The sequence below is a fragment of the Chitinophaga pinensis DSM 2588 genome (genome assembly GCF_000024005.1).
Lineage (GTDB): Bacteria > Bacteroidota > Bacteroidia > Chitinophagales > Chitinophagaceae > Chitinophaga > Chitinophaga pinensis.
Window position 1 is genome coordinate 7884551 of sequence record NC_013132.1, and the last position, 25846, is coordinate 7910396.

Annotated in this window: 21 protein-coding genes; 8 read left to right on the forward strand and 13 right to left on the reverse strand. The window is 46.3% G+C overall.

The window, feature by feature from the left end:
* Nucleotides 1-5 precede the first annotated feature (5 nt).
* The 3 genes from CPIN_RS30940 to CPIN_RS30950 all read left to right on the forward strand — a co-directional run bounded on the left by CPIN_RS30940 (nucleotide 6) and on the right by CPIN_RS30950 (nucleotide 2826).
* Nucleotides 6-722 (forward strand): DUF4397 domain-containing protein, encoded by a 717-nt coding sequence (locus CPIN_RS30940; protein WP_012793827.1) that lies wholly within the window; start codon nucleotides 6-8, stop codon nucleotides 720-722.
* A 248-nt stretch (nucleotides 723-970) separates the two neighbouring features.
* Nucleotides 971-2110 (forward strand): pyridoxal phosphate-dependent aminotransferase, encoded by a 1140-nt coding sequence (locus CPIN_RS30945; RefSeq protein WP_245552050.1) that lies wholly within the window; start codon nucleotides 971-973, stop codon nucleotides 2108-2110.
* 179 nt (nucleotides 2111-2289) lie between these two features.
* Nucleotides 2290-2826, forward strand: a complete 537-nt coding sequence (locus CPIN_RS30950) for a DUF7935 family protein (RefSeq protein WP_012793829.1) — start codon at nucleotides 2290-2292, stop codon at nucleotides 2824-2826.
* Between the two features lie 4 nt (nucleotides 2827-2830).
* On the opposite strand, the gene CPIN_RS37230 is transcribed toward CPIN_RS30950, so the two are convergent.
* Nucleotides 2831-3757, reverse strand: a complete 927-nt coding sequence (locus CPIN_RS37230) for a M23 family metallopeptidase (protein WP_012793830.1) — start codon at nucleotides 3755-3757, stop codon at nucleotides 2831-2833.
* Nucleotides 3758-3871: 114 nt separating this feature from the next.
* Between CPIN_RS37230 and CPIN_RS30960 the strand changes: the two genes are divergently transcribed.
* Together CPIN_RS30960 and CPIN_RS30965 are read left to right on the forward strand one after the other, a co-directional pair.
* Nucleotides 3872-5425, forward strand: coding sequence for an acyl-CoA mutase large subunit family protein (locus tag CPIN_RS30960; RefSeq protein ID WP_012793831.1), 1554 nt, complete (start codon nucleotides 3872-3874; stop codon nucleotides 5423-5425).
* A gap of 66 nt (nucleotides 5426-5491) precedes the next feature.
* Nucleotides 5492-6388 (forward strand): class I SAM-dependent methyltransferase, encoded by an 897-nt coding sequence (locus CPIN_RS30965; RefSeq protein ID WP_012793832.1) that lies wholly within the window; start codon nucleotides 5492-5494, stop codon nucleotides 6386-6388.
* 233 nt (nucleotides 6389-6621) lie between these two features.
* Here CPIN_RS30965 and CPIN_RS30970 read toward each other — a convergent pair whose 3' ends face one another.
* Nucleotides 6622-7455: a M57 family metalloprotease gene (locus tag CPIN_RS30970; protein ID WP_012793833.1), complete on the reverse strand. Its 834-nt coding sequence runs from the start codon at nucleotides 7453-7455 to the stop codon at nucleotides 6622-6624.
* A 410-nt stretch (nucleotides 7456-7865) separates the two neighbouring features.
* On the opposite strand from CPIN_RS30970, the gene CPIN_RS30975 reads away from it, so the two are divergent.
* On the forward strand, nucleotides 7866-8111 hold the full coding sequence (locus tag CPIN_RS30975; RefSeq protein ID WP_044220112.1) for a hypothetical protein: 246 nt from the start codon (nucleotides 7866-7868) through the stop codon (nucleotides 8109-8111).
* A 253-nt stretch (nucleotides 8112-8364) separates the two neighbouring features.
* Here CPIN_RS30975 and lpdA read toward each other — a convergent pair whose 3' ends face one another.
* From lpdA to CPIN_RS31010, 7 genes are all read right to left on the reverse strand, one after another.
* Nucleotides 8365-9771 (reverse strand): dihydrolipoyl dehydrogenase, encoded by a 1407-nt coding sequence (lpdA, locus tag CPIN_RS30980; RefSeq protein ID WP_012793834.1) that lies wholly within the window; start codon nucleotides 9769-9771, stop codon nucleotides 8365-8367.
* A gap of 109 nt (nucleotides 9772-9880) precedes the next feature.
* Complete coding sequence (locus tag CPIN_RS30985; RefSeq protein ID WP_012793835.1) at nucleotides 9881-10558, reverse strand: outer membrane lipoprotein periplasmic chaperone LolA1; 678 nt, start codon at nucleotides 10556-10558, stop codon at nucleotides 9881-9883.
* 92 nt (nucleotides 10559-10650) lie between these two features.
* Nucleotides 10651-13293 carry an FtsK/SpoIIIE family DNA translocase gene (locus tag CPIN_RS30990; RefSeq protein WP_012793836.1) on the reverse strand — a complete coding sequence of 881 codons (2643 nt, stop codon included), beginning with the start codon at nucleotides 13291-13293 and terminating at the stop codon, nucleotides 10651-10653.
* Nucleotides 13294-13551: 258 nt separating this feature from the next.
* A complete protein-coding gene (locus tag CPIN_RS30995; RefSeq protein ID WP_012793837.1) occupies nucleotides 13552-14949 on the reverse strand; it encodes an alpha/beta hydrolase family protein in 1398 nt (465 codons plus the stop codon).
* 155 nt (nucleotides 14950-15104) lie between these two features.
* Nucleotides 15105-15500 carry a DUF423 domain-containing protein gene (locus CPIN_RS31000; protein ID WP_012793838.1) on the reverse strand — a complete coding sequence of 132 codons (396 nt, stop codon included), beginning with the start codon at nucleotides 15498-15500 and terminating at the stop codon, nucleotides 15105-15107.
* A gap of 363 nt (nucleotides 15501-15863) precedes the next feature.
* Nucleotides 15864-16376 (reverse strand): shikimate kinase, encoded by a 513-nt coding sequence (locus CPIN_RS31005; protein WP_012793839.1) that lies wholly within the window; start codon nucleotides 16374-16376, stop codon nucleotides 15864-15866.
* Between the two features lie 18 nt (nucleotides 16377-16394).
* Nucleotides 16395-17063: a 4'-phosphopantetheinyl transferase family protein gene (locus CPIN_RS31010; protein ID WP_012793840.1), complete on the reverse strand. Its 669-nt coding sequence runs from the start codon at nucleotides 17061-17063 to the stop codon at nucleotides 16395-16397.
* A gap of 87 nt (nucleotides 17064-17150) precedes the next feature.
* Here CPIN_RS31010 and dcd point away from each other — a divergent pair, with 87 nt between their 5' ends.
* Nucleotides 17151-17687 (forward strand): dCTP deaminase, encoded by a 537-nt coding sequence (gene dcd, locus CPIN_RS31015; protein WP_012793841.1) that lies wholly within the window; start codon nucleotides 17151-17153, stop codon nucleotides 17685-17687.
* A 323-nt stretch (nucleotides 17688-18010) separates the two neighbouring features.
* Here the strand turns inward: dcd and CPIN_RS31020 are convergent, their stop codons facing one another.
* Both CPIN_RS31020 and CPIN_RS31025 read right to left on the reverse strand, forming a co-directional pair.
* Nucleotides 18011-20002, reverse strand: a complete 1992-nt coding sequence (locus tag CPIN_RS31020; protein ID WP_012793842.1) for a membrane protein — start codon at nucleotides 20000-20002, stop codon at nucleotides 18011-18013.
* An 18-nt stretch (nucleotides 20003-20020) separates the two neighbouring features.
* Complete coding sequence (locus tag CPIN_RS31025) at nucleotides 20021-21469, reverse strand: 3-keto-disaccharide hydrolase (RefSeq protein ID WP_012793843.1); 1449 nt, start codon at nucleotides 21467-21469, stop codon at nucleotides 20021-20023.
* 227 nt (nucleotides 21470-21696) lie between these two features.
* Between CPIN_RS31025 and CPIN_RS31030 the strand changes: the two genes are divergently transcribed.
* Nucleotides 21697-23907 carry a TonB-dependent receptor gene (locus CPIN_RS31030; RefSeq protein ID WP_012793844.1) on the forward strand — a complete coding sequence of 737 codons (2211 nt, stop codon included), beginning with the start codon at nucleotides 21697-21699 and terminating at the stop codon, nucleotides 23905-23907.
* A 72-nt stretch (nucleotides 23908-23979) separates the two neighbouring features.
* On the opposite strand, the gene CPIN_RS31035 is transcribed toward CPIN_RS31030, so the two are convergent.
* Together CPIN_RS31035 and CPIN_RS31040 are read right to left on the reverse strand one after the other, a co-directional pair.
* Nucleotides 23980-24897, reverse strand: coding sequence for a helix-turn-helix domain-containing protein (locus tag CPIN_RS31035; protein ID WP_012793845.1), 918 nt, complete (start codon nucleotides 24895-24897; stop codon nucleotides 23980-23982).
* 6 nt (nucleotides 24898-24903) lie between these two features.
* The gene (locus CPIN_RS31040; RefSeq protein WP_012793846.1) at nucleotides 24904-25812 is read right to left on the reverse strand and encodes an SDR family oxidoreductase; all 909 of its coding nucleotides are present in this window, start codon (nucleotides 25810-25812) and stop codon (nucleotides 24904-24906) included.
* Nucleotides 25813-25846 lie beyond the last annotated feature (34 nt).

The window sequence follows — 25846 nt, forward strand, 5'->3', positions numbered from 1 at the left end:
GCACAATGACAACTACAAAAATCCGTGTGTGGGCATTACTGGCCCTTGTGACCTTGGTAACAGCTTTAAGCTCCTGTCTGAAAACTGATCCGGTTACGCCTTCAAGACCCCAGGCAGGTGTTTCTATTATTAATGGTATTCTGACCACCAGCAATATGGACTTTTATGACAATTCACAGAAAGTGAATCAGAATCCATTGACCACAGGTTTCCTGTTTGCCGGTTATGTCATCTATGGCGGTCCGCGTACTTTCACCTTTAAGAAAGCCGGTCAGACAGACGATTATGCAAAAGTAACCAGCGTATTTGATTCACTGACCTACAATACCATCATCGCATACGGCGACTCTACCAATCCTATCATGAGAGCAGTTGAAGATGATTTCAATACCGCCAAAGAAAACTTCGTGAACTTCCGCTTCTTCCACCTGAGCCCGAATATTCCGGCAGTTGACCTGTATATCGACAACCAGAAGGTAGACAGCAATCGTGTATATGTTGGTAATGGCGGATTTGACTTCTCTTTCAGACAGCCTAAAAACTCACTGTTCTCTAATAATATCAAAGTGAAACTGGCAGGTACGGACTCCGTACTGGTTGAAAATACCGCTCCTACCCTGAGCTTCACGCCTAATAAAGTGTACACCATCGTAATGTCCGGCGACAAAGCATTCAGCGATGTGAAGAAACTGAAGGTGAATAACCTGTACAGCCTGTACTAATCAATAATTACGTTTATCCACATAGCAGCAGCCGGGGTCAATGATCAAATTGACCCTGGCTGCTTTTTTAATGCAGTGCATTCCCGTAAACCAGGCTTCTCCATTATAGCTTTCCATTATTTGTGCTAGGACACTTGCAAATTTATTGTAGGTTTGTCCCAGTTAACCCTATAAAACTGTTATTGTTTATGAAGCAAATGGAACTCGCCGAAAGGCTGTCGAGGATATCCGAGCCTCAAACGATTAAGATGGCTAAATTAAGCCGTGAGCTGAAAGCCCAGGGTATAGACATTGTAGATCTGAGCATAGGAGAACCTGACTTTGATACACCTGCCCACATCAGGGAGGCTGCTAAGAAAGCTATCGACGATGGCTTTACACATTATACACCTGTTGCCGGTATTCCTGACCTGCGCCAGGCGGTCGTGCATAAGCTGAAGCGTGATAACGGACTGGAATACACGCCTGAACAGATCATTGTATCCACAGGCGCGAAACAGAGCATTGCCAACACCGTATTGAGCGTTATTAATCCCGGTGATGAAGTGATCATCCCTACGCCTTACTGGGTTACTTATTCTGAACTGGTAAAACTGTGTCAGGGTGAGGTCGTATTCGTTCCATGCAGCATCGAAAACAAATACAAGATCACGCCTGCACAGCTGGAAGCGGCTATCACGCCGAAAACAAAACTGTTCATGTTCTCCTCTCCCTGCAACCCCACCGGTTCAGTATACAGCAAGGAAGAACTGAAAGCGCTGGCAGACGTATTCGCAAAATATCCCCAGATCTACGTCATGGCAGATGAGATCTATGAATATATCAACTATGTTGGTAAGCATGAAAGCATCGCCCAGTTTGAAGGTATGCAGGAACGCACCATCATCATCAACGGTCTGAGTAAAGGTTTTGCGATGACCGGATGGCGTATCGGTTATCTGGCCGCTCCGAAAGCAGTTGCAAAAGCTGCGGAGAATATCCAGAGCCAGTTCACTTCCGCCACCAGCTCTATTACCCAGAAAGCCGGCGTAGCCGCACTGACCGGGGATCTCAGCACGGCGCATGCCATGCTGGAAGAGTTCAGAAAAAGACGTGCTTTTGTATTTGAACAACTGAGCAGCACACCAGGTCTGCAACTGATAGAACCGGATGGCGCCTTCTATATGTTCCCCGATGTAAGCGCCTTCTTTGGCAAATCTTACGAAGGAACTGTGATCAGTAACGCAGACGATATGTGTATGTACCTGCTGCACAAAGTGCATGTATCTACCGTAACCGGCGCTGCATTTGAACAGCCGAACTGTATCCGCCTCTCCTATGCAACTTCCATGGCAAAACTGGAAGAAGGTATGAAACGGCTGAAAGCAGGATTAGCACAACTCAGCTAATGCTGCCCGTATATAACTATAGTCAGGCTATAGTTATCCTTCATTGATCCTACCTTGAAAACGTAGGATTCAACGAAAGATAACTATAGCCTGACTCTTTTTTATGCACGACTATTTTAGCTGTAACCTTTGCATATTAATTCATTTTCATATATTTGCGTCAGTAATAATCAATCCGAATGGACTTCTCAAATCGTACCTTACTCTTTATTCTGCTGGCTGCCGGCGCAATTTACATCGCGTATACCATGGTAAAAGACACCATCCGTAAACCAAAAGACGCCACACCTGCTCCCGCTCCTGATGCTGCAGCAAAAACACCTGTAGACAAAAGCATCCTGCCCCTGCAACTCGCCGCTTACGAGCGCCTGGTGTTACTGGTAGAACGTATCAATCTGCAAAACATGATCAGCCGCATTTTCCAGCCGGGCTTAACCGCTATAGATATGCAGGTAGGGCTGATACAGACCATTAAAGCAGAATTTGAACATAATATAGCGCAGCAGATCTACGTATCTCCTACAGCCTGGGAAGCTGTAAAAACGCTGAAAGAACAGACTATTACCATCGTTAACCAGGTAGCCAGTCAACTGCCTCCTGAAGCGACTGCAATGGATCTGAACAAACAAATACTCGAAGTATTCTTGCAGGCGGAAACATCTCCTTCCGAACTGACCTCACAGATATTAAATGCAGAAGCTAAACGGTTATTTTAACCGTTTACTTCTTTACCATTTCCACCCGCTGTGGCCGGATCACCTCATACAACAGATAGCCTCTGCCATTGAAATGAATATATCTTGGCGGAGAACGGAACCAGGGCTCTCCCGGTACCTTCACATGGGCCTGTATATGCAGGTGCGGCTCTGAACTGAACCCCGAATTACCCACACATCCCAAAGGATCTCCCTGTTTTACGATATCTCCCTCTTTTACAATCACACTTCCCTGCTTCAGATGCGCCAGGAAAACATAGCTGTTCTCCGTTTCGATCAACACCTGGTTGGTATTGTGCGGACCTCTGGCCATATTCGGCGGAATATTGTCCGGGTCGTCTCCCACCGCTTTTGCGATACGGCCGTCACACGGACTGTATAAGGTATCGCCAAAGATTTCATAATCTTCCAGCTTCGGACTGAAAATCTTATTCGCCCTGCTACCATCCGGCTTTAATTTCACGATATCCATGGCGTATATCGCACCACGCAGACTAAAATGAAACAGGTTCGTCGGCAGTCCTTTACCGCCCTGTAAGACAAAATAACGACCCGTCTTCAGCGGAAATGCCAGATCAATTGTCCTTGCCTTCCCGGTGGTGCCGGTAAAATAAAGGATCGATAAAGTGATAAAAAGGGCTGAAAAGAACACATTGCCGACATATCGCCAGGTACGGGGGGCCGGTTTGTCTTTCTTTTTGCGGAAAAGGACACCCAGCAAGGTTAGCAATAAACAGATGCCAAAACCCCATTTGGCATCCACAGTAAGGTAAATCCAGGTTCCATAGAGATAAATAAATACGCCGAGGGATAAACCTAAAAGCAATACGGACCAGCTATGCTGCAGCCCCCTCCCGGAGGCCCTGAAAACAAAGAAAATACTGAGCAAGGCCAGGGCAAATGTGAGTAATAACAATACGTAAATAAACATAGCTTATCAGAAAAAACTTTTTGCAAATTATCAATAATTTGAGCTCCACGGCAATAACGTAATAATTATGTAACATTGCTCTTACTACTACATTTATTCCACGAAAAACACATTATGGAAAATATCATCAAAACAGATGCCGGTATCCCAATTGCATCAGTATATACGGAAACTGTGCCCATGCAGGAGTCGCCCGGCGAATTCCCGTTTACAAGAGGCGTGCATGCTTCCATGTACCGGGATAAACTGTGGACGATGCGGCAGTATGCAGGCTTTAGCACGGCAGAAGCATCCAACGAACGTTATCATTATCTCTTACAACAGGGCGTAATGGGCCTCAGTGTGGCCTTTGATCTGCCTACACAGATCGGTTATGACTCTGATCACCCCATGTCAGAAGGGGAAGTCGGCAAAGTAGGTGTCGCCATTGACAGCATAGAGGATATAGAACGCCTGTTCAAAGGCATACAACTGGAAGAGATCTCCACCTCCATGACCATCAATGCTACCGGATTTATACTACTCGCTTTATATATCGCACTGGCCAAAAAACAGGGGGCGGACCTGAAAAAGTTATCCGGCACTATTCAGAATGATATTCTCAAAGAATATGCGGCCCGTGGTACCTTTATCTATCCCCCAAAACCTTCCATGCGGCTGATCACCGATATCTTTGATTATTGCAGCCGGGAAGTGCCTAAATGGAATACGATTTCCATCTCCGGGTACCATATCCGCGAAGCAGGCGCCAATGCCGTACAGGAACTGGCCTTCACCCTTGCCAACGGAAAAGCCTACTTACAGGCGGCTCTGGATCGCGGACTGGATATCAATGTATTTGCCCGCCGCCTGTCATTCTTCTTCAATGCACATAATCACCTGTTTGAGGAAGTCGCCAAATTCCGCGCTGCCAGACGGATGTGGGCACATATTACCAAAGGGATGGGTGCTACAGACCCCAAAGCGCAGATGCTGCGTTTTCATACACAAACCGGTGGTAGTACGCTCACCGCGCAACAACCACACAACAATATCGTACGGGTGACCGTACAAACGCTCGCAGCCACATTAGGCGGTACGCAGTCGCTGCATACCAATGGTTATGATGAAGCACTCTCCCTGCCAACAGAAGCAGCGGCCCGTATTGCATTACGTACACAACAGATCGTAGGTTATGAAAGCGGGATTGCAGATACGGTCGATCCGCTGGCAGGATCTTTCTATGTGGAAACACTGACCAACGAGGTGGAATCCCGGGCCTGGGAACTGATAGAAAGGATCGATGTCATGGGAGGCGCCGTAGCCGCTATCGAACAGGGTTTCATGCAGGACGAGATTGCACGTAGTGCGTATCGTTATCAACAGGAAATTGAGTCGGGAGAAAAAGTGATCGTTGGTGTGAATAAGTTCGCCGTCAAAGAAAATGCAACGGAAGAAGTATTCCGTATTGATGATAGTATCAGACAGGTACAAACGGAGCGCCTGCAGGCATTACGGGCAAAAAGGGACAACTCGGCAGTAGCGGCCCTTTTACAGCGTCTGGAAACAGCGGCACATACTACGGAAAACCTCATGCCGATTGTAGTGGAAGCAGTAGAACAGTATTGCACACTCGGAGAGATCGCGGATACGCTGAGAAAGGTATGGGGAGAGCATAAGGGTATATAGTGTACTAATTATCAATTCGTTCTCAATTGTCATCCGTAATTCGTAATTGTATTGTATTTTCGGGCCATGTCTTCGATTTATTATAAAGCCTGTCCGATATGCGGATCAGGCAATATACACAAAGTACTTGCGGCCAAAGATCATACAGTATCGGGCGAAACATTTGACATTTTTCATTGCGGACATTGCAGCGGACGTTTTACCCAGCATGTTCCCGGCAGTGCAGAGATTGGCCGTTACTATCAATCACAGGAATACATTTCACATTCCGAGACTAAAAAAGGCTTAATCAATCGTTTATATCACAGCGTGAGGAAGATCACCATGCGCTCCAAGCAGAACTGGGTAAAGGCTGCCACTGGTCTTAAACAGGGTTCTCTGCTGGATATTGGTTGCGGCACAGGCGCTTTCCTTCACTATATGAAACAGTTAAACTGGGACATAACAGGACTGGAACCGGATGATACCGCAAGGAGTAATGCAAAGACGCTCTATGGTATCGAACCGCTGCCCTCTTCAGAACTATTCCATCTCCCGGCACAACAATATGACGCCATCACCATGTGGCATGTACTGGAACACGTACATTCACTGCATGACTACCTGCGACAGATCAGGACATTACTGAAACCGGAAGGTGCGCTGATCATTGCCGTTCCTAACTACACCTCTCCTGATGCAGAGCATTACAAAGAGTTGTGGGCAGCCTATGACGTACCTCGTCACCTGTATCATTTCTCTCCTTCTTCTATGGAGGAATTACTGAAACAACATAAGATCAGGATCGTGCGGAAACATCCGATGGTGTTTGACGGATTTTATGTCAGTCTGTTGAGCGAGAAATATAAAACAGGCGGAAATGGCCTGATTAAAGGCTTCTGGAACGGATTCAGGTCTTACAGAAAAGGACTGAAGAATGTAGACAGATGTAGTTCTGTGGTCTACGAATGTAAGGCAGATTAAAGATAGAAGTTGTTAGTCAAGACAATTAGGAATTAAGAATTAAGAATTAAGAATTAAGAATTAAGAATTAAGAATTAATTAGAATAGTTTTTCGTAGAATTAAATGAAAGCAGCTATAATAATGTACAGTTATTATAGCTGCTTTTTTTATTAGGGACGATAGCCATAACAGTGATGCTGTCAGCGGGCTATCGTCATTTGCTCATGCATCAGCTAATAAGGGATCTTATTAATTAATACAGATAGTTGAGTGCTACGATATCATTTGCGTTGAAGGTGCGGTTGCCGCCATTAGAACAGGCCAGCATCCAGGAGTTAGCGCTGTTACCGCTGGGTGTACCCGGAATCAGGATAGCGCCGATACCTGCTGAACCTTCGTTGGTAGCAGTACCGCCACAGCTGAGCGCACGGTTGAAGTAGTCCGTATGACGGAAGCCGATACAGTGACCGATTTCATGCTGAATAACAGAACCGACATACAGCACATTCGGATTGCTGCCATATGCTGCGGAGTTGGTATTCATAAGAATAGAGTTGTACGGATTACCGGAACTGGTTGGGAAACCGGAAGAACCGAGTGTGATAAAACCACCACTTGGTCCCTGGTTAAAACCGGAAATGGTAATGTTGGCAGTACCGCTGGTGATACGTCTGAAAGTCAGCGTAAGACCCAGTCTGTTATAACGCGCGATAGCGGTATCCGTACCGGCTACGAAAGCGCTACCCAGGCTGGATGCAACCCTTACAGTTATTTGACGTGGGAGACCGGTCACCACATAATTGGTGCGGTATTGCTCTTCTTTGGCAGTGGTTAGAAAAGGACTGTTTGCTTTGGTGTTCAGGTCTGCATCACTCAGCAGGATATCTCCTTCCACGAGATATTTACCATCGAATTTGCGGACGTCGGCAGTGCTGAAACCAAGTGCACTGATCTTATCCAAGGTAGCTTGTGATACACCGGCCTGATTAACCGATGCAGAGGGTGTGGTATCCTTTTTACAGGAAACAATGCAGATAGCGGCTCCTGCCAGCAGGCATGCGAGTGCTGTTAATGTGTGTTTGCTCATACATTTTAAGATTTGGGTGCTGATAAAATGAAGATATTATTAGCTGATCAGCTGATGACAGATGTTGTGGGATCTACGTTTGCTATGGGCACAACTGTATAACAGCTGGCGGCAGACAGCAAAGTGTTTTCCCTGCCTTTATAGCAGGCAAACGCAGATAAGTTATTCCAATGGAATAAATACATTGTTCATCAGTAGATATAGCTAACCTGACAGATAATTACTTAACTCATGCTTTGGTTTTTTGTCATTGCAAGACACGCAGATACTAGCGGTTTATCGCGTCATTGCCGGATTTTCAATTAATAAATAATTCTGGTTAACTCCGGGTGTTCCGGAAGTAGATTTTCTATTGACTTAGTGCTCGTGTTTAGATTTCTGTTGCTCGACGTTCAATATTACAACATTCCATGATTCTCAGAAAAAAAAAGTCGGGGCTAAGAAAAAGAATAGAGAATGACGCAGAGAGCCTGAAGAGAAATATGCAGAAAGCAGTGGATAAAGGCGAAATGATAGATAGGATGGACAAATCGTTATCACATCGCCTCTTTGATTTAAGTTTTATCGGGTTGGTGAGTTGCAGGCAGGGGATACGCGGCGGTTTCAGATGGTGTCGCGGACTGGCGCCCGTTAAGTACATGATTGAGCATTGGTAGTGGGCTATGGATTGTGCCTTTGGGGTGCTTTAGCTGTATGCAGGGGACGGGCTGAGGTCCGCTTTGCCATCTGAAAACCTTCGCTTAATTCCTGCGTTTCTTTTGGCTTTTGGGTGGTGGTGAGTTATTGGATGTATAGGATGCACTTTGAAACGTAATTCCTAATTCTTAATTCCTAATTCCTAATTGAAAAAGAAAGAGCGTACCTCACGGTACGCTCTTTCTTTTTATAAACTCATTTAAATACTTCAGATTACAGGTGAATCGCTTCGCCGTAAGCCACTTCTATCGCGTCTTTTACAGATTCGCTCATAGTTGGGTGCGGGTGAATTGAATCCAGTACTTCCTGGTAAGTAGTCTCCAGTTTACGTGCAGTTACTGTCTGCGCGATAATTTCTGTAACGTTAGCACCGATCATGTGGGTACCTAACCACTCGCCGTATTTAGCGTCGAAGATTACTTTTACGAAACCTTCAGTAGCGCCGGCAGCAGTTGCTTTACCAGAAGCAGAGAATGGGAATTTACCTACTTTCACTTCGTAACCAGCTTCTTTTGCTGCTTTCTCAGTGTAACCTACAGAAGCGATTTCAGGTGCACAATAAGTACAACCAGGAATGTTCATGTAGTCGATAGGCTCAGGTTTGTGCGCATATTTCTTCTCTCCGTAAGCAATTGCTTCCACGCAGATGATACCTTCTTTAGAAGCAACGTGTGCGAGTGCCTGACCAGGAACCATGTCACCGATAGCGAAAACGCCAGGTACGTTGGTCTGGTAGTATTTATCTACAGTTACTCTGCCTTTGTCAGTTTTGATACCCAGTGCTTCGAGGCCCAGGTTTTCGATATTAGCAGCGATACCTACAGCGCTCAGTACTACGTCAGCTTCCAGGAATACTTCACCGGTAGCAGTTTTCACTTTTGCTTTCACGCCTTCACCATTTGCTTCAACAGCTTCAACGGATGCATTGGTCATGACTTCGATACCTTTCTTCTTGTAGATTTTCTCCAGTTCTTTAGAGATATCTTCGTCTTCCACCGGAACGATACGCGGCATGAACTCAACGATGGTTACTTTAGTACCCAGGGTTGCGTAGAAATAAGCGAATTCAACACCGATTGCGCCTGAACCTACAACGATCATGGATTTAGGCTGTTTTGGCAATACCATTGCTTCACGATAGCCAATTACCTTCTTACCATCTATTTTCAGGTTTGGCAGTTCGCGGGCACGAGCACCGGTTGCCAGGATAATGTATTTAGCATCATGTACGGTCGCCTTACCATCCTTATCAGTTACTTCTACCTGCGTTTTGGATTTCAGCTTACCGTTACCTACCAGTACGTCGATCTTGTTTTTCTTCATCAGGAACTGAACGCCCTTACTCATCTTGTCAGCCACGCCACGACTACGCTTAATTACGGCATCAAAGTCAGCGGTACTTTCGCCTGCGTTAATTCCATAATTTTTGGCGTGCTGTATATATTCCATCACCTGTGCGGACTTCAATAATGCTTTCGTGGGAATACAGCCCCAGTTCAAACAAATACCGCCCAGGCTCTCTCTTTCAACGATTGCCGTCTTAAATCCCAGCTGAGAAGCACGGATAGCAGCCACATATCCACCAGGGCCACTACCAATTACGATTACGTCGTATGCCATATTGCTTAATTTTAATTTAAACTTGCCAAAGGTAACAATAAAATGTAAAAAGCCCGGCCAAAAATAGCCAGGCTTTTCTCGTCTTCGGTCGCGAAGACCCATCAATATTTTAGCGGAGGTCAACCACCTCTACACCAGGGTATTTCTTAGGATCGAAGCTAAAGGTAGCGTCGGTCACACTTCCGTTTGGTGTGAAGTTGGTGATCTCGTATGTATAATGATTGCCGTTTTTCTCGTAAACCTTCATCTTAGCGATGTTCTGGCCTTTCTTATCGATAGAAACGATCACTTTGAATACGTTCTTTGATTTATCTGTAGGTGTCATTTCGATGTTCTGGAGTACTTTTCCTTTTTCGGTAGTTTCTCCATCCAGGCGGTACAGATAATCTTTATCGTAGAAATTGGTGAACAGTTTAGCTGGCGACAGGGAAGTGCTGTTAGGGTCTACATTGTTGATTGTTACCTCGTTAGCATCTTTTGTGTATGTCCAGGTCGTTTTGTTATCACTGATCAGTTCCTGACCATCCAGGTTCACTTTATATTTGGCTCCTTTCAGGTAAACGGTACCTTTCTTAGAGTCAGTTACACTGTTATTAGCGCCTTCTACTTTCAAAACAAAATTAGCGACTACTGATTTTAACTGGGCAAACTTCTTGCTCACCCCGTCGAGTATTGCTTTTGCTTTTGGATCGTTTTTACCCAGACTGCCCACTGGCGTCTTGGTCTGAGCCATGCCATTCACTACAATTCCGCCCGTCAACATGGCCAGTAATAAAATTCTCTTCATTTTTCGTAAGTTTTGTTTCTTGCTGTTAGTTTGACAAATGTTGTGCCGATAGGTTTATTTCTAAAGTTAATATAAAGCCAAAAGTACGACTATCAGCCGAGATCGTTCAGAATCTCCTCTAAATCAGCCTCTGTCTTCACATTTACCTCTCTCGCCTTACTACCCAGGTTCGGTCCGACAATGCCCGCTGCTTCCAGCTGGTCCATCAGGCGGCCTGCACGGTTATAACCCAGTTTCATACGGCGTTGCAGCAGTGAAGTAGACCCTTGCTGGTTCTGTACAATCACGCGGGCAGCTTCTTCGAAGAGCGGATCTCGGTCCTGCAGACTGATCTCTTTTCCTTCCATGTCCTTGTCATCCACATATTCCGGCAACAGATAGGCTTCCGGATAGGAACGCTGTTCACCGATATATTCTGCCACTCTTTCCACTTCCGGGGTATCGACGAAAGCACACTGGAGACGTACCAGTTCCCCGTTAAAGGACACCAGCATGTCACCCTGACCAATTAGCTGTTCGGCGCCGCCGGTATCCAGGATGGTACGGGAGTCGATCTTGGACGATACCTTGAACGCGATACGGGCCGGGAAGTTGGCTTTGATGGTACCGGTGATGATATTTACGGAAGGACGCTGTGTTGCAATGATCAGGTGGATACCTACCGCACGGGCCAGCTGTGCCAGGCGGGCAATCGGCATTTCCACCTCTTTACCTGCCGTCATAATCAGATCGGCGAACTCGTCCACCACCAGTACGACAAATGGAAGGTAGCGGTGGCCACGCTGCGGATTCAGTCTGCGCTGAACGAATTTATTATTGTATTCCTTGATGTTACGGGTACCCGCCTCTTTCAGGAGGTCGTAGCGGAGGTCCATCTCAATACAAAGGGCATTCAGAGTATGGATCACCTTTTTGGTATCTGTAATAATGGCATCCTCTTCCCCCGGCAGTTTGGCCAGGAAGTGCTTTTCAATCAGCTTATAGAGGGAAAGCTCCACTTTCTTCGGATCGACCAGTACAAACTTCAGCTGGGAAGGATGCTTTTTATAGAGCAGGGAAACCAATAACGTATTGATACCCACGGATTTACCCTGACCGGTCGCACCTGCCATCAGCAAGTGCGGCATTTTTGCCAGATCCGCTATAAAGTTCTCGTTATCAATCTTTTTACCGATAGCAATCGGCAGGTCCATGGTACTTTGCTGGAACTTCTCAGAAGCGATCAGGTTTCTCAGCGACACCATACTTTTCTTCACATTAGGCACCTCAATACCAATGGTACCTTTACCCGGAATTGGCGCGATGATACGGATACCCAGTGCTGACAAACTGAGGGCGATATCATCTTCCAGGTTTTTGATACGGGAGATACGCACCCCGGCGGCCGGTACGATTTCGTACAGGGTCACGGTCGGACCTACAGTAGCGCTGATCTTCTGGATAGCGATATCGTAGTTCTTCAGGGTATTGATAATCTGGTCTTTGTTTCTGTCCAGTTCTCCGGCATCCTGTACGATCTTTTCGGTATTGTGGCTGTCCAGCAATTCCAGCGTAGGATATTTATAATCGCGCAGGTCGAGGGTTGGTTCATAAGGGTCCAGCTGTACTGCGGGTCTTTTGGGCGCCTCTTCTGCTTCGTCTTCATTTTCTTCTACAGAAGGTTTGATTTCCCAGGCGACATCTTCTGCATTTGGTTTCTTGTTACGGCGTGCGTTTGTTTGCTCGACGGTTTCTTCGATATATAACAATGGTCCCGGATCTTCTTCCTCTTCTTCCAGTTCTTCTTCCATCTCTTCTTCTTCCACTTCTTCCGGTACATGCGTATGTGCCGGCGGGATCAGGGTGATAGAAGCGCTGCCCCGTTCAATGAGCTGCATTTCCGGCAGTTCATCTTCTTCATCCGGCGGCGGGATAACTGCTACATTTGACTCCTTCAGTGTATTCGTACGTCTGTTTTCTTTTTCCTTCTCTTTCTCTTTTGCGTTGTTTTTAGCGGCAGTGGCATTGTTCGACATCGGCGTCACTGCTATCACCGCAGGTTCCGGTGTAGCCGCCGGTGCTACAGCAGGCTTGGGTTTTGATTTGAGCCGTTGTTCCAGCCATTTGAAATCGAGGTTGTATTTCCAGATCAGCCAGGACAATCCGGCTACCAACAACAACAAAGCCGCTCCTGCCCTTCCGAGGAAACCAATCATCCAATGATTGACAGTATCCCCCATTGCGCCTCCCCATGGGAAGTCGGAAAAGGAGGACACAAAAGCGGCGGTTGTACTGATGAACAGCAAACCGAAAAGAATGTATTTGAGATTTCGCCACACACGGAATACCCTGCGGCCTACTACGAAGTTGACGCCGAGGATAAAGAACAGGTAGCAAAACAGGTAAGATGCGATACCAAAACCTTTATAGAAGAACCAATGAGAGACGAAGGCCCCTAACCTCCCCAGGAGGTTTTCCACCCTTACGCTATCCATATCCATCAGCAGAATGCTGGCAGAATAACGAAATACCTTATCCTGGTCTTCTTCCCAGGTAAAGAGATAAGATGTAAATGCGATAAAACAGTAGAGCGATAACAACAAGCAGATCACCCCTAAAACTTTATGGGTTCTCTCGTCCTTGACTAATTCTTTTACTTTTACCTCTGCTTCTTTGTCCTGCTTTAGTACGTTGGGGTCACTGCTTCGAGGTTTCTTACTCTCCGGTTTTTCTGTTTTCAGTTTATTTTTAGACATACGTTATAGCCGTCCCAAAAGTACGGACGCTTAATCATATTTAAGAAATTAATTCTTGGTTAGCGATTATGAATTAAGAATTAAAAATTAAGAATTAAGAATTGGCGTCTTCAGGACTCCTCGGTGAGTTAAGAAGTCGCTATGCTCATATTATCAATTAGAACAGTAATGCTTTTCTAACCACAGGACACAGTAAGCGGCAAATTCTTAATTATTAATTGTTAATTCCTAATTACTAAAAGGGCGCGCAAGCGCCTTCTAGTACAACAACTGTACCCATCTTGTGATAAACTCCAATACGGCAGGGTTTATTGTCTCGTCAATGGTGGCATATTCTTCGGCGCTACAGGTGTTACAACGCTGAAAAAGGTGGTTCAGACCAGCGAATGTGCGTATAGTAACGAATTGATTACCACCTTTTATCAGACCGCTTTCGATGCCTTTCAGGTTGGAAGTGGCTTCATTGAAGATGTCTTCTGAACCGTTAATGGCCAGGACAGGAGATTTTATTTTTGAGAGATAAGCAGCAGGATCGTATTGTAACAGGGACAAAGCTTCCGCTTTTGTGTCTACCGCGTAGGTAGTTTCTATAAAGTGTTGTCTGCCAACTGTATTGGTGCTGTCGCCAAAATGGTTATAGATAGCTGTCAGTTCGGCGGATGCTTTACGCTGTCTTTCGGCAGGGTGATTGGTCAGTGCCAGCACATTCAGGTAGCGCTGATAGCTGCTGACATATCCTTCCACATAAGCTTCTTTTTCACCGTATGCCAGGGCCGTCTGTACAAGACGGCGATTGTATGCCTCGCGACCATCCAGACCCGGAGAGGCCATGTTGATGACGAATGCGATATTGGAATCTGCGGCAGCCACGATCTGTGCGACTGCGCCTCCTTCGGCGTAACCGAGTAATCCGATAGCGGCAGTATCCGCGAGTTTATTTTTGCGCAACCAGGAAACGGCGGCTTTTACATCTTCTGCAAAATTGAAGATACCGGAAGAGTCATAATTGCCGGTGCTCTCTCCTATTCCACGATCATCGAGACGCAGGGTAGCGATGCCGTGTTTTACCAGGTAATCGGTCAGTACCGCGAAAGGACGGTGATCCAGTATTTCGTTGTCACGGTTTTGTTGTCCGGCGCCGGAGATCAGTACGATCACCGGAAAGGGTGCGTTTACGCCGGGATGACTAAAGCTGCCGCTGAGCAGGACTTTGTCTACCGGATCAACAAATTTAACCTCTTCAACATCATACACCGTATTGGGAGAAGGGTCCTGGAAACGGGTCACGGTCAGGTCTTTCACATCATCGCGGGAGAAGTTGAGGGTCGTTTTATTACCCACCTGCTCGAAGGCGCCTTCGAAGCGGCTTCTGATAGAGTTCCAGTTACCGCTGTATTTAAGACTGATCTTGTTGATGGCAAAATTCAGGTATCCGTTTTTGTACCAGATAGTGTCCAGTGCAATATCATCCTTTGCGATGTCAGGGCTTTTCAGGACGCCTTTGAGCTGATAACCGACACCACGTGAGAGCTGTAGCTGCAAACGTTGTTTCTGACCCTGTGGAGTGGTGAAAACGCCGTACCAGTTGCCGTTCATGTCCTGTGCAGTCACTGTTCCTGTAATAAAAAGGCAAATGATAATCAGATATCTGAGCATGGTTTGAGCTTTGTGTTTTTGGTGATCCGGTATGCAGCAATTATCGTGCTGTCAAGTGTTGAGCGGATGTTAAAATTACAGGGGCTAAACCTTTGCGGTCAGCCCCTGGATAGTGTCGTTTATTGTAGCAATGTGTGGTATTTGTATCAACGAACTTACTTCTTCAGTAAGGCCAGGATGAGACAAACCCAGCCGGCGATAAAGAAGAGTCCACCGATAGGCGTCACAATACCGATCTTGCTGAGACCTACGGTTTCCGTAGCTTTCAGCATGGTCAGGATGTAGAGCGAGCCGGAGAACAGTATTACGCCGATAAAGAAGCAGCGGCCGGCCCATTCGAGCAAACCACCAGCGGCAGGCGACAGGTGAGCAAAGAGGATACCTACTGCCAGGAGGGCGAAGGTATGATAGAACTGATAAGTAACGCCTGTCTGAAATGTGCCGACTGTTTCCGGTGGTACAAGCTCTTTCAGCTTATGTGCGCCGAAAGCGCCCAATGTTACGGCCAGCGCACCTAATACCGATGCGATGATGAGAAATCCCTTATGCATTGATAGATTGATGTTTGTTATGTGATAATAGTATTGCCTGGTGTTGTGCTGCTTTTAAAGCCTTGTTTTCATTGCTGAAAACTGTGCGATATTAGTGCTTTCCAGGCAGGGGGACTATGACATTAGTCAGGATATCCGGTAAGGCTCACTGTGATGGGACTACTGGAAATTACGGTTGTGGTATTTTGAAACTGTATGGTATCCTGTCAAGCCGGTCCCGGCTATACTGTTATGTAATTGCACCCGTTTATCCGCAGTGATCTGCTACCTTTTCCGTACTTACAAACGTAGCTTCAGGAGTGCTACGGATGCGCATAGCAAAGGCTTTGCAGGAAACTGACCAGACCTGGGTACTGCTTTCACTTATGCTTTGATATCAGCCAGTCTTTGTGTGAAAGAGTCGAGGTTGATCGTTTCAGATTCCGCGATGGTGATCTGTGCCTGTTCGTAGAACGGAATACGTTCTGCGAGTTTCTTTTCAACGAAACCAAGCAGTTCATCATCATCGAGATCCTGGATCAGGGGACGTTTAGACTTTTTACGTTTGAGGCGGTCCACGATCAGGGATAATTTGGGATTGAGCCAGATGGTAGCGCCGTTCTCGTTCATGATGTCCATGTTATCCTGGAAGCAGGGAGCACCGCCGCCACAGGATATTACAAAGCTTTCATTGCGGGATAGTTCTTTCAGCCAGTAGTTTTCCTGCTGACGAAAATAATCTTCTCCTTTAGTCGCAAAGATATCGCTGATGGACATTGCTTCTGATTCGACGATTACATCATCCAGATCATAGAAGGGCAGTGACAGGTGTTCTGCCAGCTGTTTTCCCCAGTAAGTTTTGCCGGCGCCCATAAAGCCGAGTAAGAAAATTTTCAAAATACCAGTTTTTAAACATTAATGTCCTGAAGCTGCGTTCTCTGCTATGGTGGGAACTGTGAGATCTTCGACGTCGTTTGTCCAGGTCAGACACAGTTCATTTTCCATGAGATATTGCAAATATAACCGTGCATTTTTATCCGCTTTGTTAAAATTGCACGTAAGGAAGCCTCTAGGCTGAAAAATAAAGGGTGCAAGTTGCATATTTTCTCTAAAATCAACCCCTCCAAGTCCATACCACTTATAAACAGCCTCTTTCGCGCTCCAGCAGATCGTCTTATGGGGCAGGGCGTTCACGGGATCAATAAAAGCACGCTCTTCCGGCGATAAAAACTTGTGGGAGACTGCTTCTATTTTAGGTTTTACATCTTCAATATCAATACCTACAGCGCCGTTACTGCTGACGATGGCAGCGATATTATCCCCGCAATGGGAGATGGAAAAATGCAGACTGTTGCTTTCCAGGTAAGGCTTCCGGCTCTGCATGATCTGTATGCTGGAGAGCGGAAAACCCGGGAATAATTCCTGGAGCAGGTAGCGCCCTGCAAAATGCTGCAATCGCTTATGCGGATGGTGTATCGCAGGAGAGATATTCACCTTCTCCCGGAAAAAAGCCTCTTCCTCTTCTATTCTCCACACCCCCAACCGGCAGCCGGGGTTTATTTGTATGGTACGTATTAATGGCATATCTTGCCAAATTAATGCAAAAAGCTGAATGCAGAATGCATTAAACTAACTACTCATTAAGACAACAAAACCAATTACACCCGATCTATGATCCTGTCAGACAAAAGGATATTGGAGGAAATTGAAAAAGGCACCATCGTTATTTCGCCTTATGACCGGAAATATCTCGGCACCAACTCTTACGACGTACATCTGGGCAAATACCTGGCAACTTACAAAGACAGAATACTGGACGCCCGTGCACACAACGAGATCGAGCATTTTGAAATACCGGAAGAAGGGTATGTGCTGCAACCAGGTACGCTTTATCTTGGTGTAACCCTCGAATACACTGAAACCCACGCCCATGTGCCATTCCTGGAAGGTAAATCCAGCACCGGCCGCCTGGGTATCGACATTCACGCAACTGCCGGTAAAGGCGATGTAGGCTTCTGTAATACCTGGACACTGGAAATCTCCTGTGCACAGCCTGTACGTGTGTATGCAGGTATGCCGATCGGACAGCTGATCTATTTTGTAGTAGAAGGCGATGTGGAAACTTTCTACAACCAAAAAGGGAACGCCAAATATAATGGCCGCACGATCAAGCCGGTAGAAAGCATGATGTGGAAAAATCAGTTCTAAGATAATACTGTTAATATAGTATCAGAAAATAATGGTTAAAGGCCTTACGGAGTACCCGTGAGGCCTTTAACTTTTTACCTTATTAATTGACTGATAATCTTTTATATAATTTTCCGGTATTCCCGGAAAGGTCTTCATACTTTATACACGACGCATACAGGGAGTATATACGACGCATACATGCTTTAGCTATGCCGGAGCTCCCCTTCCCTGCTAATACTTTTTTATCTCCTGAAAAATGTAAAAGGGCCGTACGCTACTGCGAACGGCCCTTTTAAAGGTTAAATTACCCGGCGCTTGCAACCGGCGTATAGTCCCCCCGATTATTTCAATGAATTGATCCAGGCAGCGATTTTCAAACCATCGGCACGAGGTACCTGTGGCATTGGCGGCATTTCTGTCGCGTAATCAGGCCAGTTCTGCGGCTTAGGATTAGCGAGCAGTTTCAGGATCTGTTCGTTAGAATATTTACGTTTTGCTACATCCACGAAAGCCGGACCTACCTGACGTTTGCTTGCATTGTGACAAGCTACGCAGGTATATTTTGCCAGCAGTGGTTTCACCTCGTCGTAAGTAGGTACTTTGGCAACAGCAGGAGCGGCAGCAGCAGCTGTTTTTGCAGCAGCAGTGGTTCCTTTAGCAGCGTCTTTAGCAGCTGTTTTCGCTTTTTCAGCGGCAGCAGCAGCCTGTACTTTCGCAGAGTTGAAAGTACTTGCCTGGCTTAAAGGCAGTTTTTCGCCGTCAGGGAAGTTGTGGATAGTATAGTAACCGGTTGGGTGTACCAGTGAATAAGAATTGTCTTTTTCACGCACGCCCTCCAGGGTGATATTATGCACATAATCCTTACGCAGACTGTCTACGATGATTCTTGCTTTCAATCCGTCTTCAGATACTTTCACACCTTTTACCGGACATTTTGCAATATTCACCATAGGGCTACCGTATACAGAGTGGTATTTATAAGTAAAGCTTTCTACAGAGTAAGAAGCCAGGTCTTCCGCTGATTTCTTATTTACCGGTAAAGTAAACTCGATTTCAAAACCGTCCGGCATTGCCTTGATCGTTTTCATTTCGAAAGGCATTTTCTCGTTCCATACCAGGCGTTGCAGACCTTCGTTTGCTTCACCGGCAGAACCCCAACCACGGTTGGTTTCACCTACGAATAAGGTTGAACCGTCTTTAGACCATGCCATACGCAGTACACCTGACTGGAAACCGTTACGCAGATCGAAAGACACACCCTGGTATTCACCCTTTACTTTCTCCATTACGACACGCATGATCTTACTCTGACCCTGATCACCTACCAGCAACTGGCCGGCGAAAGGACCGAAAGAACCTTCAGGGATCTGTACGATCTCAGAGTTAGAGATACCCTGGATACCGTGTGGCAGTACAACTGCCGGCAGGCGAAGTTCAGGGATATTCTTCTTTACATCCATCAGTGTTACGAATGGAGCAGTGGTGCTGTTCTCAGGTTTGGTATAATTACCGTTTGCATCTTTCGGACGACCTTCATCCACAAAAGAATAGAACTTTTCTGTAGTCAGCTTCACCGGAGAGTTAGGCTGATTTGTCCAGCGTAAACCTGCAGGATGACCGATGAAATCACCTTGTTTTACCTGCCATACACCACCGGAACCGAACCAGTCACCCTGGTTATCGGTATAGAACAATTCACCGTTGATCATACCCAGACCACAAGGAGAACGGAAACCTGTAGCATAAGGTTCCATATGACCATCAGGGAAGATGTGCATCATCCAGCCTCTCCATGGAACACGGCTTTCACCTCTCCACCATTCCTGGTTACCGAAAGCTACGTTGCCGGATACGAAGAAGGAGCCATCAGGCGCCAGTTTCGGACCGAAGCTATACTCATGGTAGTGACCAGACAGCGGCCATGCAAATACAGTTTCGTATACATCTGCCTTGCCGTCCATGTTGGTATCTTCCAGTTTGGTCAGTTCACCACGCTGTGCGCAGTAGAAAGCACCATCTTTCCATACCAGACCGAGGATCTCGTGCAAACCGCTGGCAAACTTACGGAAGTAAGGTTTGCGGCTGGTCGGGTTTTCCACGATATATACCTCACCACGACGGGTAGATACACCTAAGTTACCGTTAGGTAATACGGTCAGACCGCCTACTTCCAGCAAAGTACCTTCAGGAGAAGATACCTTCAGGATCTTATAAAAGTCTTCTTCTTTAGGCGTTTCCTGGGCACGTACCCCGGAAGTAACACCCGTCGCCGCAGCTATCAGCAGCGAGTACAGGGTGGTCTTTTTTATGATTGCCTTATAAATGTTTTTCATTGTAATAGTCGAAAGGAATTAGAAAAGGATGGAATAACTCAGTTTACTGCGAACAGGGATGATGAGTTCTTTTACGCCTGCACCGTCACGGATAACAGGTTTCTCACCACCTGCATCTTCGAGCTGCAGGTAATACGATTTACCATCTATTACATACAAATCTTTGGAAGGATTTTCTATCGCAGCACCTTCCGCCAGTTTAGCGTATAGTCCTTCAACAGGAGCAGCTACTGACAGTTCACGGTGAATACCACGACCTTCGCTCAGCACACGTACCACATCCGATACGGAAGTACCGTATACCTGGTAGCGGAAAGTAGGCAGATCGTTTTCATCCAGTACATATCCTTTTGGACGGAAACCGGAACCGGTGGTATCTGTCGTCCAGGCAGCCTGCGGAGAAGCGAGTTTACCCAGTGTGAAGTAAGATTTACCCAGGAACTGTACTGCACCACGCGGACGGGAGCAGCCATTACCTCTTTCATGCCACATTGGGGTAGCATCGAGGAATTCGCCACGCCATACCTGCGCAATCATACCTTTATCCAGGTCGTAAGTGTAATGTACTTTTTCAGGAGAGCCTACAGAGATCGCGTGAACGATACGGTAATTATCTTTTACATCCATGAAGCTGCGCAGTAAAGTGTTTACCGGTGCATCTACCAGGATAGGATCTACCCCTCTGTCTCTTTCGTTTGACGGACGGGAAACATCTGGTTTGTTGATCACGATATTGCGGAAAGCAACCGCGCCATGGTCACCCTGAAGGCGTAAAGGACCGGTTGCTTTTTCATCGCCACCACCAATAGCGCCACGGGTTGGGCCCATCAGTTCTACGTTTTCCTGGATGGTCACACCATTCAGTTCTACCAGCAGCATACGCGCATTTGCGATCTTTTTGCCCGTAGCGTCAAAACGGGGAGCAATAAAGGAGATCTTTATATGCTGCCAGGTACCTGGCGCTTTGCTGGCATTTACACGTGGCGCGTGGCCATCGTATCCCTGCAGACCATTCGGACGACTATCATCCCAACGCTCATAGATACCACCATTATCACCTGCTTTAGGCGCTTTGGTACCCCAGCTGTCCAGCAACTGGATCTCATACCTGCCCTGCAGATAAATACCAGAGTTTGAACCTGGCGCCATCATGTAGTCCAGCTCAATATCTGCATCGCCAAATTCAGCGCTGGAGAAAAGGTCTTTTCCCGGATGTTTTTTATCCGGCATGTTAAATAATACTCCTGTACCAGCTACAGCGTCCAGTACGTGCGGATTGTCCAGTTTTGCGGAGGCATCACTGGTGATACTCCAGCTCTGGCCGGGCTCGCGGAAAGCGGATAGGTCCTGCAATGGCAGTTTGCCTGTCTGCGCAGCAGCAGAATGGGCTACGGTCATCCCCACACCACAGAGACACAAGATGCCCATCAGAGACCGGCTTGCATGATTCTTCGATCTAAGTAACATAACGTTATAATAAATTAAGTCAAAAGAGGAATAATAGAATGTTGAGACCTTTTGACGAGGCGCTAATATAGAGATAGTTTATCGCGAACACAAACCAAATGCTAAGAAAATGGGATGAACGGAAATATTTTATGGCTGAAATCTTTAACGGATTGTTAACTCTTTTCATATCTTCGCGCATTCAAAGGCGCTGTTCCTCCCAGGCGCTTTCAAAATCACACAACTTTATGTACAAAATCTTTACAGCAGCCCTTTGTCTGTTAACGCTTGGCGTCTCCGCACAGCAATTCAGCGGCACAGTCTACGACCGGGAGAGAAACCCCTTACAGGACGTCACTATTTACAACCAGCGTACCGGTACCCATACGCATACCAATGAAGTGGGCGTATTCCGTTTGAAGGACGCCCAAACCGGCGACTCTCTGAAAGTTTCGCGGATGGCTTTTAAAACACAGCTAATCGTTTTAAAAGAGGCGAACCAGCGTGTTATCCTCGCGCCATCTGACCTGCAACTGAACGAAGTAGCCATCACCACTTCACTGAAACACCTCAACATCATTTCAGACATTGATCTGAAAACCAATCCCGTGAAGTCTTCACAGGAACTGCTACGCAAAGTACCGGGCCTGTTCATCGGCCAACATGCCGGTGGCGGCAAAGCAGAACAGATCTTCCTGCGCGGTTTTGACATCGACCACGGAACCGATATCAACATCAGTGTGGACGGTATGCCGGTGAATATGGTCAGTCATGCACATGGTCAGGGTTATGCAGACCTCCACTTCCTGATACCGGAGACCATCGAAAACATCGACTTTGATAAAGGGCCTTATCATGCGGATAAGGGCAACCTCGCCACTGCCGGTTATGTCGCTTTCAAAACAAGGGAAAGATTAGATCACAGCAGTATCACTGTTGAAGGGGGTAAATTCAATACCTATCGCACCATGGGCATGTTCAACCTTGTTAATGATAATAAGCAGTCCGCCTATGTGGCAGCTGATTACCAGATGACAGACGGATATTTCATTTCTCCGCAGAACTTCAACCGTATTAACCTGATCGGCAAATACACGGCTTATCTCGATAACAATGATAAAGTGTCAGTAGCTGTTTCTCATTTCAACAGTAAATGGGACGCCAGCGGACAGATTCCACAACGTGCAGTAGATGCAGGTATCATCACACGCTTTGGAGCAATCGATAATACGGAAGGTGGTAATACCGGACGTACCAATGTGAATCTTCAATACCTGAAGCATATCGACGCAAATACGTTCATCAAAAATACCGCCTACTACAGCCGTTATCATTTTGAACTCTATTCCAATTTCACCTTCTTCCTGGAAGATCCCGTGAATGGCGATCAGCTCAGACAAAAAGAAAACAGGAGCATCTTCGGATTTGAATCGGAACTGAATAAAACCGTGTACGTAGGAGACAACACCATCGAACTGAAAGGCGCTGTCGGCTTACGCAATGATGATGTCAATGATATTGAACTATCCCACACCGTCAACAGGAAAACAACGCTGGAGCAGCTGAAACTGGGTGATATCAATGAAACGAACCTGTATGCGTATGTCAGCGCAGATTATAAATTAGGTAAATGGTTGATCAATCCGGCGGTACGTGTCGATCATTTCAAATTTGATTATGTGGATAAACTGGCTGCTACTTATGCAACACAGTCGCAAGGGAAATCTATCGTGAGTCCAAAGCTGAACTTCCTCTATAATCCGAGCGACAAAATCCAGTACTTCCTGAAATTAGGAAAGGGATTTCATAGCAATGATACCCGCGTTGTAGTCGAACAGAAAGGTTTATCCACATTACCGGCCGCCTATGGCGCAGATCTGGGTTTGATCTGGAAACCGGTCTCCAAACTGGTAGTGAATACAGCTGTGTGGTACCTTTATCTGCAACAGGAATTTGTGTATGTGGGAGACGCGGGTATCGTAGAACCCAGTGGAAAAACCAGCCGTAAAGGAATCGATGTCGGCGCCCGTTATCAGCTGGGTAAATGGATCTTTATCAATGGCGACTTTACTTATACACACGGTCGTGCAACGGAAGAAGCAAAAGGAGAAAACTATATTCCTTTAGCTCCGGTGGTCACAGCTGCAGGTGGTGTTAGTCTGCATCATCCTTCCGGCATCAATGCAGGGATCAATACCCGTTACCTGGGACATCGTCCGGCAAATGAAGATAACAGCATTGTCGCGAAAGGATATTGTATAACTGATGCAAATGTCAGCTATCAGTATAAGCAGTTTACAATTGGCGTCATTACAGAGAATATCTTTAATACGGCATGGAATGAGACGCAGTTTGCGACGGAGAGCAGGTTGAAGGACGAAGCTGCGCCGGTGACGGAGATACATTTTACTCCGGGGACGCCGTTTAATGTGAGGGCGACGTTGAGTTATAAGTTTTAGTTTGTTAAGCAATAGGAATATGGAAAGGGCGATTCTCACGAACCGCCCTTTTCCCTTAAACCCTTTTCCATACTAATTAAAGGAGGCCCTGAAATCCTGTGGAGAAACCTTTGTTTTTGCCTTGAATAACTTACTGAAAGAAGCCAGGTGTTCAAATCCCAGTTCATAAGCAATCTCACTAACAGAAAGATTTGTCGTGGATAACTTCTGCTTAGCGATATCGATTAATTTATTGTGTAAGTGTTGTTGTGTATTCTGTCCGGTCAATGACTTTAACAAACTACTCAGGTATCCAGGGGATATATTCAGTCTTTCTGCGATATATCTGACAGAAGGCAAGCCTTCATTGGTTATCGCCGGACTTTCAAAATAATCATTTAAAAGATCTTCCAGCCGTGAGAGTATCTGATGACTGGCAATTCTGCGCGTCATAAACTGACGTTGATAAAACCGTTCCGAATAGATCAGCAATAAATCCAGCTGGGCAATGAGCACGGCATGGCTTAGACGGTCCATATTGCCGCTATATTCATTTTTGATGTGCTGCACGATGTCGTTGATAATGGTTTCCTCTTTTCCTGAAAGAAATAATGCCTCGTTGACAGCATAGTCAAAGTACGCATATTGTCTGATTGTTTTTGCCAGAGCTGTGTTCCATAGAAGATCGGGATGGAAAGCCAGTATCCATCCCGAAGTTTCTGAAAACGAACCGTCACCGGTTTCCAGCCTTAACACCTGTCCTGGTGATGTAAAAAACATAACACCATCATTGAAATCATAGGACTGCTGACCGTAGTTCACTTTATACGGAAAGTTCCGCTTCAGCGATATCGAATAGAAATCATTGATCAATGTAAATGCACTGTTAGGTGCATACAACAGGTCTCTGACGTCGATCAGGCTGATCAGGGGATTTTCTGGCTGCGGCAATCCTCTGAACTGATGGAACTCAGCGATGCTTTTAAAATGATATGGCTGGCCTTTTGACATGATTCTTTATTTTTTTTCAGAAAAATAAACAGTCCCCTGCAGGTCTTCCATCAACGTCGCATGTTGCGGATGCCAGCCGAAGAAGGCTTGTGTCTGCTGTGAGGAAGCCGCGCAATTTAATCCGGCAAAATGGGAAAACCATCCAAAGTAATCCGGTGCTGCTTCCCGCGACTTACTTTCTGTCGGCAGATTTAACCGCTTTCCGATTGCGGTAGCGATGTCTTTAAAGTAAAGCCCTTCTTCTGTAATGGCATGAACGACGGTGCCGGCTGGATATTCTTTCTCTACTATTAATCTGTATAAACGCGCCGTATCCAGCACATGTACAGCGGGCCAACGGTTGAGGCCATCATCCTTATAGGCGGTATACCCTTTTTCTGTTGCAAGTCGCATCATAATTGGTACTAACCCACTACGGTCCCCTTCTCCATGTACGGTAGTCGGTAAACGTACAACAGCGACTTTTATTCCTTTTGCGACCAGTTCACCGGCAGCCAGTTCGGAGGCGACTCTTGGATTATGGCTGGCTGGAGAAGGCTTATCATCTTCTGTCAGCAGTCTGTCCACCGAAGTTAGCACACCGATAGCGGAAGTGATAATAAAGGGCTTCCTTGTCCCTGCTAACACACCACCCATTGCTTCAATTGCTTTACGATCAAGTTCGCAATTTTCTGCAAATTTTGAGAAGTCGTGATTGAAACCTGTATGGATCACTCCGTCAACATTCGCAACGGCCGTCAACAGGCTTTCAGGGTCTGCCAGGTCTCCAAGATGCACATCAGCACCCAAGGCAGTGATTTTTTTCGCGGCTGCTTCAGAACGGGCCAGTCCCAGGACATGATGCCCGGCGTTAATTAATTCTTTTACGACTGCGGACCCCACAAATCCGGAGGCTCCTGTTACAAATACACGCATGATGATTGCTTTTTGATATAGCAAAGTTGAGTAA

Coding starts and splice junctions, on each gene's coding strand:
- CPIN_RS30940 (WP_012793827.1), top strand. CDS start 6: ATGACAACTACAAAAATCCGTGTGTGGGCATTACTGGCCCTTGTGACC.
- CPIN_RS30945 (WP_245552050.1), top strand. CDS start 971: ATGGCTAAATTAAGCCGTGAGCTGAAAGCCCAGGGTATAGACATTGTA.
- CPIN_RS30950 (WP_012793829.1), top strand. CDS start 2,290: ATGGACTTCTCAAATCGTACCTTACTCTTTATTCTGCTGGCTGCCGGC.
- CPIN_RS37230 (WP_012793830.1), bottom strand. CDS start 3,757: ATGTTTATTTACGTATTGTTATTACTCACATTTGCCCTGGCCTTGCTC.
- CPIN_RS30960 (WP_012793831.1), top strand. CDS start 3,872: ATGGAAAATATCATCAAAACAGATGCCGGTATCCCAATTGCATCAGTA.
- CPIN_RS30965 (WP_012793832.1), top strand. CDS start 5,492: ATGTCTTCGATTTATTATAAAGCCTGTCCGATATGCGGATCAGGCAAT.
- CPIN_RS30970 (WP_012793833.1), bottom strand. CDS start 7,455: ATGAGCAAACACACATTAACAGCACTCGCATGCCTGCTGGCAGGAGCC.
- CPIN_RS30975 (WP_044220112.1), top strand. CDS start 7,866: ATGATTCTCAGAAAAAAAAAGTCGGGGCTAAGAAAAAGAATAGAGAAT.
- lpdA (WP_012793834.1), bottom strand. CDS start 9,771: ATGGCATACGACGTAATCGTAATTGGTAGTGGCCCTGGTGGATATGTG.
- CPIN_RS30985 (WP_012793835.1), bottom strand. CDS start 10,558: ATGAAGAGAATTTTATTACTGGCCATGTTGACGGGCGGAATTGTAGTG.
- CPIN_RS30990 (WP_012793836.1), bottom strand. CDS start 13,293: ATGTCTAAAAATAAACTGAAAACAGAAAAACCGGAGAGTAAGAAACCT.
- CPIN_RS30995 (WP_012793837.1), bottom strand. CDS start 14,949: ATGCTCAGATATCTGATTATCATTTGCCTTTTTATTACAGGAACAGTG.
- CPIN_RS31000 (WP_012793838.1), bottom strand. CDS start 15,500: ATGCATAAGGGATTTCTCATCATCGCATCGGTATTAGGTGCGCTGGCC.
- CPIN_RS31010 (WP_012793840.1), bottom strand. CDS start 17,063: ATGCCATTAATACGTACCATACAAATAAACCCCGGCTGCCGGTTGGGG.
- dcd (WP_012793841.1), top strand. CDS start 17,151: ATGATCCTGTCAGACAAAAGGATATTGGAGGAAATTGAAAAAGGCACC.
- CPIN_RS31020 (WP_012793842.1), bottom strand. CDS start 20,002: ATGAAAAACATTTATAAGGCAATCATAAAAAAGACCACCCTGTACTCG.
- CPIN_RS31025 (WP_012793843.1), bottom strand. CDS start 21,469: ATGTTACTTAGATCGAAGAATCATGCAAGCCGGTCTCTGATGGGCATC.
- CPIN_RS31030 (WP_012793844.1), top strand. CDS start 21,697: ATGTACAAAATCTTTACAGCAGCCCTTTGTCTGTTAACGCTTGGCGTC.
- CPIN_RS31035 (WP_012793845.1), bottom strand. CDS start 24,897: ATGTCAAAAGGCCAGCCATATCATTTTAAAAGCATCGCTGAGTTCCAT.
- CPIN_RS31040 (WP_012793846.1), bottom strand. CDS start 25,812: ATGCGTGTATTTGTAACAGGAGCCTCCGGATTTGTGGGGTCCGCAGTC.